This is a genomic window from Streptomyces sp. NPDC038135 (assembly GCF_055601245.1).
Map to the genome: position 1 here is coordinate 268,474 of NZ_JBVJXS010000011.1, position 11,414 is coordinate 279,887.

Genomic DNA, 11,414 nt, shown 5'->3' on the forward strand with positions numbered 1-11,414 from the left:
CGGGGAGGTAGACTTAAGGGTGTCTGGCCGGACGCGAGCCCGCGCATGCCCTGAGCGCACCTGTGTGGGGTGCAGGCAGCGAGCGGCCAAGGACGCTCTGCTGCGGATCGTGGCGGATCAGGAACAGTGCGTTCCCGATCCTCGCGGTACGCTGCCCGGCCGGGGTGCGTACGTACACCCCGACCCGGTCTGTATCGACCAGGCGGTGCGCCGCCGGGCGTTCCCTCGGGCGCTCCGCGTCCCCGGGCCGCTCGACGTAAAGGCGTTGCGCCACTACGTCGAGCGACAGACAGTTGCCGAGCAGGCAACGCAGGCAACACCGTAAAAAGCGAGCCGTGCGGAACCCCCCGTGCGGCCTGGTACCTCGCGAGTCGAAAGCAGGTCGAGATTGCGATGAGCACTCGATGAGTACGCGATGAGTACGCCCATGAACTAGCGACGGTCCGGCCGCAACCCGGACCTCAGAGGAGCGAAGTGGCTAAGGTCCGGGTATACGAACTCGCCAAGGAGTTCGGTGTGGAGAGCAAGGTCGTCATGGCCAAGCTCCAGGAACTCGGTGAATTCGTCCGTTCGGCGTCTTCGACGATCGAAGCGCCCGTAGTACGCAAGCTGACCGACGCATTCCAGGGCGGTGGCTCCGGCAAGTCCGCCGGTAAGCCCGCCCCCCGTAAGGCTGCCCCCAGGCCCGCCGCGCCCTCTCCGGCGCAGGCGGCCCGTCCGGCTGCCCCGAAGCCGGGCGCCCCCAAGCCGCCGGCTGCCGCGCAGCCCGCGGCTCCGTCGGCTCCCGCGGCCTCGACGCCGGCCCCCGGCCCGCGTCCGGTCCCGGGTCCGAAGCCCGCGCCGCGTCCGGCGCCGGCCGCCCCGGAGTTCACCGCGCCGCCGGCCCCGCCCGCGCAGACCCCGCAGGCTCCGGCCGCGCAGGGCCCGCGTCCCGGCGCCCGTCCGGGTGCGCCGAAGCCCGGTGGCCGTCCCGCGGCTGCCGGCCAGGGCCAGGGTGGCCGTCCGGGCCAGGGTGCCCAGCGCCCCGGTGGCCAGGGTCAGCGTCCGGGCGCCCGCCCGGCCGGCCCGCGTCCGGGCAACAATCCCTTCACCTCCGGTGGTTCCACCGGCATGGCGCGCCCGCAGGCGCCCCGCCCGCAGGGCGGCCCGCGTCCCGGTGGTCCCGGTGCCCCCGGCGCCGGTCCCCGTCCGCAGGCTCCCGGCCAGGGCGGCGGTCCCCGTCCGCAGGCTCCCGGCGGTAACCGTCCGTCGCCGTCCGGCATGCCCCGCCCGCAGGGCGGCCCGCGTCCCGGCCCGGCCGGTCCGCGTCCGAACCCCGGCATGATGCCGCAGCGTCCGGCTGCCGGCCCGCGTCCCGGTGGCGGTGGCCCCGGCGGCCGCGGTCCCGGTGGCGGCGGTCGTCCCGGTGGCGGCGGCGGTCGTCCGGGTGGCGGCGGCTTCGCCGGTCGCCCGGGTGGCGGCGGTGGCGGCTTCGCCGGTCGTCCCGGCGGTCCCGGTGGTGGCGGTGGCGGCTTCGCCGGCCGTCCCGGTGGTCCCGGTGGCGGCGGTGGCCGTCCCGGCTTCGGCGGCCGTCCCGGCGGTCCCGGTGGCCGTGGTGGCACGCAGGGCGCCTTCGGCCGTCCCGGCGGTCCCGCGCGTCGCGGCCGCAAGTCGAAGCGGCAGAGGCGCCAGGAGTACGAGGCCATGCAGGCCCCGAGCGTCGGCGGCGTGATGCTGCCGCGCGGCAACGGCGAGGCCATCCGCCTCTCCCGCGGCGCGTCGCTCACGGACTTCGCGGAGAAGATCAACGCCAACCCGGCGTCGCTCGTCGCGGTCATGATGAACCTCGGCGAGATGGTCACCGCCACGCAGTCCGTCTCCGACGAGACGCTGCAGCTCCTCGCCGACGAGATGAACTACACGGTTCAGATCGTCAGCCCCGAGGAGGAGGACCGCGAGCTGCTCGAGTCCTTCGACATCGAGTTCGGTGAGGACGAGGGCTCCGAGGAGGACCTGGTCGTCCGTCCGCCGGTCGTGACCGTCATGGGTCACGTCGACCACGGTAAGACCCGACTGCTCGACGCCATCCGCAAGACGAACGTCATCGCGGGCGAGGCCGGCGGCATCACCCAGCACATCGGTGCCTACCAGGTCGCGACCGAGGTCAACGACGAAGAGCGCAAGATCACCTTCATCGACACCCCGGGTCACGAGGCGTTCACCGCCATGCGTGCCCGTGGTGCGAAGTCGACCGACATCGCGATCCTGGTGGTCGCGGCCAACGACGGCGTCATGCCGCAGACGGTCGAGGCGCTCAACCACGCCAAGGCCGCCGAGGTGCCGATCGTCGTCGCGGTCAACAAGATCGACGTCGAGGGTGCCGACCCGACCAAGGTGCGCGGTCAGCTGACCGAGTACGGCCTGGTGGCCGAGGAGTACGGCGGCGACACGATGTTCGTCGACATCTCCGCCAAGCAGGGACTGCACATCGACTCGCTGCTCGAGGCCGTGGTCCTCACGGCCGACGCCTCGCTCGACCTGCGGGCCAACCCGAACCAGGACGCGCAGGGCATCTCGATCGAGTCCCGTCTCGACCGCGGCCGCGGTGCCGTGGCGACGGTCCTCGTCCAGCGAGGCACGCTGCGGGTCGGCGACACGATGGTCGTGGGCGACGCCTACGGTCGCGTGCGCGCCATGCTCGACGACAACGGCAACAACGTCGCCGAGGCCGGACCCTCGACGCCGGTCCAGGTCCTGGGCCTGACCAACGTCCCGGGTGCGGGCGACAACTTCCTGGTGGTCGACGAGGACCGTACGGCCCGTCAGATCGCCGAGAAGCGCGCCGCCCGCGAGCGCAACGCCGCGTTCGCCAAGCGCACGCGCCGCGTGTCGCTTGAGGACCTGGACAAGGTGCTCAAGGCCGGCGAGATCCAGCAGCTGAACCTGATCATCAAGGGTGACGCTTCCGGTTCCGTCGAGGCCCTCGAGTCCTCCCTGCTCCAGCTGGACGTCGGCGAAGAGGTCGACATCCGCGTCCTGCACCGCGGCGTCGGTGCGGTCACGGAGTCCGACATCGACCTGGCGATGGGCTCGGACGCCATCGTGATCGGCTTCAACGTCCGCGCGGCCGGCCGCGCGGCGCAGATGGCCGAGCGCGAGGGCGTGGACGTCCGGTACTACTCGGTCATCTACCAGGCGATCGAGGAGATCGAGGCGGCCCTGAAGGGCATGCTCAAGCCGGAGTACGAGGAGGTCGAGCTCGGCACGGCGGAGATCCGCGAGGTCTTCAAGTCGTCCAAGCTGGGCAACATCGCCGGTGTGCTCATCCGGTCCGGCGAGGTCAAGCGCAACACCAAGGCCCGCCTCATCCGCGACGGCAAGGTGGTCGCGGAGAACCTCAACATCGAGGGCCTGCGTCGCTTCAAGGACGACGTCACCGAGATCCGCGAAGGCTACGAGGGTGGTATCAACCTCGGAAACTTCAACGACATCAAGGTCGACGACGTCATCGCGACGTACGAGATGCGAGAGAAGCCGCGGGTGTAACACCCCACGGTTCGCCGCCGGCCGGCGGGACTGCGGTCCCGCCGGCCGGCGCGCCGTTGCCCGGGGGCGGAATCCCCGGGGCAGCGGTCCGGCCGACGGCGCCGCGGAAACCCTGTCGAGGCGCCGGCGGGTACGGGGTACCGTTCTTGGTGTCCCCGGCCATACGGATCCGGGGCCACCGATCCCGTACCGGCGGGTGAACCGGTTACACACATGTACGTGGGGACTCTGTCCTTCGACCTGCTCCTCGGCGACGTCCACTCGCTGAAGGAGAAGCGCTCCGTCGTCCGCCCGATCGTCGCCGAACTCCAGCGGAAGTACGCGGTGAGCGCGGCCGAGGTGGACCACATGGACCTCCACCGGCGAGCGATCATCGGCCTGGCCATGGTCTCCGGCGACACGGCGCACCTCACCGACGTACTCGACCGGTGCGAACGGCTGGTCGCCGGCCGCCCCGAAGTGGAGCTGCTGTCCGTGCGACGGCGCCTCCACGGCGAAGACGACTGACCAGACCCACATAACCCCAGAAGAAGAAAGAACGGGAGACGGACCAGTGGCCGACAACGCGCGGGCGAAAAGGCTGGCGGACCTCATCCGGGAGGTGGTGGCCCAGAAGCTGCAGCGCGGGATCAAGGACCCGCGGCTCGGCTCGCACGTCACCATCACGGACACCCGGGTCACGGGTGACCTGCGGGAGGCGACCGTCTTCTACACGGTCTACGGGGACGACGAGGAGCGGCAGGCCGCGGCCGCCGGACTGGAGAGCGCCAAGGGCATCCTGCGCTCCGAGGTCGGCCGCGCGGCCGGCGTGAAGTTCACGCCGACCCTCACCTTCGTCGCGGACGCCCTCCCGGACACCGCCCGGACCATCGAGGACCTCCTCGACAGGGCGCGCCAGTCCGACGCGAAGGTTCGCGAGGCCTCCGCCGGCGCGGCGTACGCGGGCGGCGCCGACCCGTACCGCAAGCCGGGCGAGGACGAGAGCGCCGAGACGGACGGCGACGCCGCGGAATGACCCAGAAGCACACCACGCCCGACGGCCTTGTCATCGTCGACAAGCCGTCGGGCTTCACTTCGCACGACGTGGTCGCCAAGATGCGCGGCATCGCCCGGACCCGCCGGGTCGGCCACGCCGGCACCCTCGACCCGATGGCGACCGGCGTCCTGGTCCTCGGAGTCGAGCGCGCCACCAAGCTCCTCGGGCACCTCGCGCTGACCGAGAAGGAGTACCTGGGCACCATCCGCCTGGGCCAGAACACGCTCACCGACGACGCCGAGGGGGAGATCACCTCCGCCACGGACGCCTCCAGGGTGACCCGGGACGCCATCGACTCCGGCATCGCCAAGCTGTCCGGCGACATCATGCAGGTGCCGTCCAAGGTCAGCGCCATCAAGATCAACGGCGTGCGGTCGTACAAGCGGGCCCGCGAGGGCGAGGAGTTCGACATCCCGGCCCGCCCGGTCACCGTGTCCTCCTTCGCGGTGTACGACGTCCGGGACGCCGTCGCCGAAGACGGCACCCCCGTGCTCGACCTGGTCGTCTCGGTGGTCTGCTCGTCCGGCACCTACATCCGCGCCCTCGCCCGTGACCTGGGCGCCGACCTGGGCGTCGGCGGCCACCTCACGGCGCTGCGCAGGACACGCGTCGGCCCGTACAAGCTCGACTCCGCGAAGACGCTGGACCAGCTCCAGCAGGAGCTGACGGTGATGCCCGTCGCCGAGGCGGCCACGGCGGCGTTCCCGCGCTGGCAGGTGGACGTCCGGCGCGCCCGGCTGCTGCTCAACGGCGTCCGCCTCGAGATGCCCGAGGAGTACGCGGGCGCCGGTCCCGTCGCCGTGTTCGATCTGGAGGGCCGCTTCCTCGCCCTCGTGGAGGAGCACAAGGGCAAGGCGAAGAGCCTGGCCGTCTTCGGCTGACGCCGATCGGAACCCGGCCTCGCGCCGGGCGCAAGCCTCTCCGTGGAGCGGCGGCGGCCACGGGGTACTGCCACTGCCGCCGCTCCACGGACCCCCCTCGGTTCCCCCACCCCTAGGCTGTCTCCGGCAGTCTCCGCTCATTCACCCGACCGGGCAGGCGCTCGGAGTGAACCGGGGGAGCGGAAGGGGGCGCTTTCGCCCTGTGAACTGTCCCGCTGATCATCCCCCGCCTACCGTCGAAGACGAGGGCACGTGTGTACGGGCGGGGAGGGTACGGCCATGGCGGCACGAGACGAAGAGCCAGAGCCCACCGACGTCTTCGCCCCGGGCCCGGGCGGCGGCGAGGCGGGCGGGGCCGCCGGTCCGGGGGGCGCAACGGGCGGCGTGGGTCGGATCGGCCACGCGGCCGTGGCCGGCGTCCCGAGGCGGACCGTCAACGCGAGTTGGGCCGGCCTCCCGGGCTGGATCGCCGCCCCGAGCGGACCTGTCGACGTGAGCCGACCCGCCGATCAGGGCCGGTCCGGTGGGTCCGGCGGTGTTTCCGGCTGGGCTGAGGGAGCGTGGCGGGTCCCTGTTCCGGTCCAGGTGGACGAGGCCGGTGCTGCCGCGGGCCAGGGGACGACCGGCGGTCGAGGCGGTGCCGGTGACTTGGTTCGGATCGCCGTTCCGGGTGCCGGCGAGCCGAGCCGTGCTGTCGTCCATGACCGGAGCGCTGAGTCCAGTGGTGGCGCAGAGCCGGTGGGGGCCGTTGACTCGGGTCGGGCCGGTGACGTGAGCCGCGTCGCTGTTCCGGGCCGTGTGGATGACTTCGCTTATACGGGGGGCCTGGAGCCGAACGGTGGTGGTCCGAGCGAGGCGGGTCTTGCCGGTGGTGCGGATGGCTTGAGGCGGGTTCCTGTCCCTGGCCCGGTCTGGACGGAGGACCTCGGCCGGCCCGGAGGCCCGGAGCCGACCGGCGGTCCGGGCGAGTCCGGTGAGTTGCGACGGATTGCTGTTCCGGGTGTTACCGGCGAGCCGAGCGGTGCCGTCGTCCGGGGCCGCTCCGGTGACATCGACGGTGCCGGGCCCTGGCGTGGCACCGGCGACTCGGGTTCGGTCGCCGGGGCGGGCGGGCCCGGGGCTCCGTGGGGTGCCGGCGGTCCGGTGCCCGTGGGCGGGCTCAACGGCACCGGTGGTCCGGAGCGGGCCGGTGGTCCGGTGCCGGCCGGCGGCGGACCGGGGCGCACTGGCGGACCGGGCTGGAGCGGCGGAACGGCGGGCCGGGTCGGTGACGCGGGCCGGGTCGGTGATGTGAGCCGGGCCGGTGATGCAGGCCGGGTCGGTGATGTTAGCCGGGCCGGTGTGGACGGGCTCGGCGGGCTCGACGGCGTGAGCCGGGCCGGACTCGACGGATTCGGCGGCGTGCGCCGTGCCGGACTCGACGGGATCGGCGGCGTGGGCCGTCCTGTGGTCGACGGGCTCGTGCAGATCCGGGATCTGGCGGGGCGGCCCCGTGGGACGGGGTTCCTCGCTGATCACCTCGGCACCCTGCTCACCAGCCACGAGGCCGTCGACGGGCTCGGCCGGCTCGTGCTGCACGCCGCGGGGCAGCGCACCTGCCTGGTCGGCGCCGAGGCCGTCACCGCACTGCCCGAGCTCGGGCTGGCCCTGGTCCGTACGCAGGGGCTGGACGTGGCCCCGCTGCCGCTGACCGTTCGCGAACGCGTCGAGGCCGGCACCTACGTCCGAGTCGCCGCCGGCTGCTGGCGCGAGGCACGGGTACTGGCGGCCACCGAGGTGACCTACACCGCCACGGACCGCTTCCACCTCATCGCGGACGCCTTGGAACTGGCCATCGGAACGGCGGGCCAGGACGCGCTGCGGCTCGGTGGCGGCGCGGCCGGGGGACCGGTGCTCGACGCCGGGACCGGCGCGGTGCTCGCCGTGCTCGGCACCGCCCTGCACTCCGACCGGCGCGACACCGGGTTCGCGGTGCCCCTGCGACCGGCGGCCGAGGGCCCGCTCGCCGAACTGCTCGCCCGCAACGCCGCCACCGTGCCCGCCCACGGGTCCGACCTCAACCTGGCCGGCGTCCTCGAACTGACCGCCACCTCGGTGGGCCAGGACGGCCCGCCCGGCGCCCTGGCCGGACACACCGGGGCGGCCGGCCTCGCACCGGTACGCCCCGTCGAACGAGAGTCCGTGGCAGGCGAGTTGCATGCATTCGCCGACGGCGAGGGCGTCGCCGGCCGCGCCGTGCTCGGCCTGGTCGGCGCCCCGGGCAGCGGCCGTACGACGGAACTCGGAGCCCTCGCCGCCCGCCGCCACGGGGCCGAGCGGCCCGCCCCCACCCTGTGGCTGCGCGGCGCCGACCTCGGGGACACCGACGAGTCCGTGGCCGACGCGGTGCGCCGCGGTCTCGCGCGCGCCGCGCGCATCGTCGCCGCCGGCCCCGCCGCGCCGCCCGCCGACACCGCGGGCCTCAGCCCCGAGCGCGTGGCCGGCCTCGCCCGGCGGGCCGGCCGCCCGCTGCTGCTCCTGCTCGACGGACCCGAGGAGATGCCGCCCGCCCTCGCCCAGCGACTGCCCGAGTGGATCTGGAACACGGCGCAGTGGCTCACGGAGACCGGTGCGCGGCTCGTGGTGGCCTGCCGGGAGGAGTACTGGGAGCACGCCGGGGCCGAGTTCCCCGCCGGACTGCTGCACGCGCCCACGGCCACGGACGCCGGATGCCCGCTGCCGCCGTGCGTGCGGATCGGCGACCTCACCCGGGAGGAGGCCCGCGAGGCCCGTGCCCGCTACCGCATCCCCGGGGGAGCCCTCGCCGACCGCGACGCCCGGCACCCGCTCACCCTGCGCCTGCTCTCCGAGGTCCGCGCCGCACTTCCGGGCGACGCCCCGCCCGCCGGTCCCGTCGACCGGCACGAGGTATTCGCCGCTCACCTGGACCTCGTGTGCCTGCGCGTCGCCGTCCGTCTCGCCGCCGAGAACGGCGTGCGCGGCACGGCCGTACGGCGGCTCGCCGCCCGGGTGGCCGGGCAGGTGCACGAGGCCGCCCGGCGCAGCCTCGGCACCGAACAGGGCGAGCTGGACCAGGCATCCTTCGAGGCGGTGTTCCCCTGGGGACCCGCGCCGGCCCGGCTGGGCGGCGGCACCGGCTGGGCTTCCGCCGTCCTCGCCGAAGGCCTCCTGACCCCGGCCGGCGACGGCTACCGCTTCGCCCACGAGGAACTCGCGGACTGGATCCAGGGCCTGCACCTCGACCTGGACGAGGCACTCGACGTCCTCGTCCACCGCCCCTCGCGGGACCCGCACCCCGCGCCCCTGCCGCACCACCGCGCCGGCCCGGTGGTCCAGGCCCTGCTCCTCCTCGCACGCCAACAGGGCCACCGCGAACTCGGGCTGCGGCTGCGCGAGTTGGTGGACGCCCTGGACATGGAGCCGAGCTCCTGGTGGCCCGCCCGGCTCCTCGCCCGTACCCTGCTGGCCGTGCCGGACGCGACGCCGTACACCGGTGTGCTGCGCGTCCTCGCCGACCACATCGTCACCTGGCGCCGCGAACAGCGGCCCGTTTCCGCCGAGTTCGGGCCCGCCTTCTGGACCGCACTGCCCGCACCGGTCGAGGAGCGGCTCTCGCTGCTGCGCGAGCTGGTCCTGGCGGACGCCGGGCCACCGGAGCCGGCCGACGCGGGCGGACGCCACCTCGACGCCGTGGCCCGGCTGCTCGCCGCCCGGCCCGACGTCGTACAGCCGTACCTGACCGGCTGGTTCGACGACGAGCGGCCGCTGCCCGCAGCCCCGGACGCCACCGTGGCGACCGCCGCGCAGGCGCTGCTGCACACCCACCGGCACGGCGCCCTGGACGACCTCACCGAGGTGCTCGCGGCCAGTGAGCACCCGCGGGCCGACGAGCTGCTCGCCGTCCTCGCCGAGGACGAACCCTCGGCGGTCTGCCGGGCCGTCGACCGCTGGGCGCACGACGCGCGCCCCGCCCGCCGCGCCGCCGCCGTCGCCTCCGCGCTGCGAGCGGCCCCCCACGTCCACTCGGCGGCCGACCGGGAGCTGCTGCGCTACGCCGCCCTCACCCTGCTCGCCCGCCCCGCCGACCGCTCCCTGCACGGCGGCGCCCTCGCCCTCCTGGTGCGCGACCCCGAGACCCGCGACCGGCATCTGACCGACGCGCTGCGCCACTTCGCCGAAGCCGACCCGCTGTTCCCGCCCGGCGCCCTGCTCCCGGCCCTGACCACCCACCCCGAGCCGGTCCTGGAGGCGTTCCGCGCCCGCCTGAGCGGCGCCGGCGTCCCGGTCGCCGGGGAGGCCCTGCGCACCCTCGCCGACGTCACCCACCACGCCGTCGCCGGCCGGGTCGCCGCCCTGGTGCGGGAGGCGGCGCGGACACGCCCGGAGCTGGCCGCGCCCGCCGCCGACTACGTGGACCGCTGCCTTGACCGGGGCAGCGCCGCCCGCCCCGCCCTGCTGCCCCTGGTCACCGCACTGCTCGACGACGGCCCCGAGGAGGTCCGGGCGGCCCTGGCCACCGTTCTGGCCGCACCCGGAACCCCCGCGTCCCGGCCGCTGCGGCACGAGCTGCTGGACCTCCTGCTCGCACACGAGCGGGAGCCGTCCGTCCTGGACGCCGTCCTGTACGCGGCGGCCCCGCACGGGGACGGCCGGGAGACGGAGCTGCGGGCGCTGGTCCACCGCACCGGCCTGCTCCTCGTCCGCACCCCCGACGGCGCCACCCGCTTCGACTGCGCGCTCGTCGACCTGGCCCGGCACGCGCCCGGCTTCGCCGCCCGGATGGCCCGCTGGCTGAGCGAGGCCCCCGAGGACTGGGCCGCCGTGGTGGGCCCCAGCGCCCACCGCATGATCGACAACCTGGCCGGCGTCCGCGTACCGGCCTGACCTGCCCGGTGAACGTGCGCCCGGTCACAGCCTCCATGCCGATGCGGGCGCCGGGCACCCGGCATGGCACCCTTAGACCTGCACAAGAGGTCAACGGTAGACACGGACAAGGGTTCGAGGAGCGGTCACAGTGCAGCGCTGGCGTGGCTTGGAGGACATCCCCCAGGACTGGGGGCGCAGCGTCGTCACCATCGGTTCCTACGACGGCGTCCACCGCGGCCACCAGCTGATCATCAAGCACGCCGTCGACCGCGCCCGCGAGCTGGGTGTCCCGGCCGTCGTCGTCACCTTCGACCCGCACCCCAGCGAGGTCGTCCGCCCCGGCAGCCACCCGCCGCTGCTCGCCCCGCACCACCGCCGGGCCGAGCTGATGACGGAGCTGGGCGTCGACGCGGTCCTGATCCTCCCCTTCACGACCGAGTTCTCCAAGCTGTCGCCCGCCGACTTCGTGGTCAAGGTCCTGGTGGACAAGCTGCACGCCAAGGCGGTCGTCGAGGGCCCGAACTTCCGCTTCGGCCACAAGGCGGCCGGCAACGTCGAGTTCCTCACCGAGCAGGGCGAGATCTACGACTTCGAGGTCGAGGTCGTCGACCTGTACGTCACCGGCGAGGCGGGCGGCGGCGAGCCGTTCTCCTCGACCCTGACCCGGCGCCTGGTCGCCGAGGGCGATGTGAACGGCGCCCGCGAGATCCTGGGCCGTCCGCACCGCGTGGAGGGCGTGGTGGTGCGCGGCGCCCAGCGCGGCCGTGAGATGGGCTTTCCCACGGCCAACGTGGAGACGCTCCCGCACACCGCCATCCCGGCCGACGGCGTGTACGCCGGTTATCTGCACGCGCAGGGCGAGATCATGCCGGCCGCGATCTCGGTCGGCACCAACCCGCAGTTCGACGGCACCGAGCGCACGGTGGAGGCGTACGCCATCGACCGCGTCGGGCTCGACCTGTACGGCCTGCACGTCGCCGTCGATTTCGTCGCCTACGTGCGCGGCCAGGCGAAGTTCGAGTCGCTCGAGGCGCTGCTGGAGCAGATGGCCGACGACGTGAAGCGGTGCCGGGAGATCGTGGCCGCGGAGGCGTAGCAACCCGGAC

7 protein-coding genes are annotated in these 11,414 nt (G+C 74.2%); all 7 read left to right on the plus strand.

What is annotated here, in order from left to right; all coding sequences use genetic code 11:
• The first annotated feature begins 19 nt into the window (after nt 1-19).
• Nucleotides 20-325: a YlxR family protein gene (locus ACZ7JA_RS30380; RefSeq protein WP_351664218.1), complete on the plus strand. Its 306-nt coding sequence runs from the start codon at nt 20-22 to the stop codon at nt 323-325.
• Nucleotides 326-474: 149 nt separating this feature from the next.
• Nucleotides 475-3,525, plus strand: a complete 3,051-nt coding sequence (gene infB, locus ACZ7JA_RS30385) for a translation initiation factor IF-2 (protein WP_470811533.1) — start codon at nt 475-477, stop codon at nt 3,523-3,525.
• Nucleotides 3,526-3,738: 213 nt separating this feature from the next.
• The gene (locus ACZ7JA_RS30390; protein ID WP_351664216.1) at nt 3,739-4,032 is read left to right on the plus strand and encodes a DUF503 domain-containing protein; all 294 of its coding nucleotides are present in this window, start codon (nt 3,739-3,741) and stop codon (nt 4,030-4,032) included.
• Nucleotides 4,033-4,078: 46 nt separating this feature from the next.
• Nucleotides 4,079-4,540 (plus strand): 30S ribosome-binding factor RbfA, encoded by a 462-nt coding sequence (rbfA, locus tag ACZ7JA_RS30395; RefSeq protein ID WP_351664215.1) that lies wholly within the window; start codon nt 4,079-4,081, stop codon nt 4,538-4,540.
• On the plus strand, nt 4,537-5,442 hold the full coding sequence (gene truB, locus ACZ7JA_RS30400) for a tRNA pseudouridine(55) synthase TruB (RefSeq protein ID WP_351664214.1): 906 nt from the start codon (nt 4,537-4,539) through the stop codon (nt 5,440-5,442). Before rbfA ends, truB begins: the two co-directional genes overlap by 4 nt.
• Nucleotides 5,443-6,843: 1,401 nt before the next feature.
• Entirely contained in the window at nt 6,844-10,326 is a 3,483-nt protein-coding gene (locus tag ACZ7JA_RS30405) for a trypsin-like peptidase domain-containing protein (protein ID WP_470811578.1), read from the plus strand.
• 130 nt (nt 10,327-10,456) lie between these two features.
• Nucleotides 10,457-11,404 (plus strand): bifunctional riboflavin kinase/FAD synthetase, encoded by a 948-nt coding sequence (locus tag ACZ7JA_RS30410; protein WP_351664213.1) that lies wholly within the window; start codon nt 10,457-10,459, stop codon nt 11,402-11,404.
• Nucleotides 11,405-11,414: the final 10 nt, after the last annotated feature.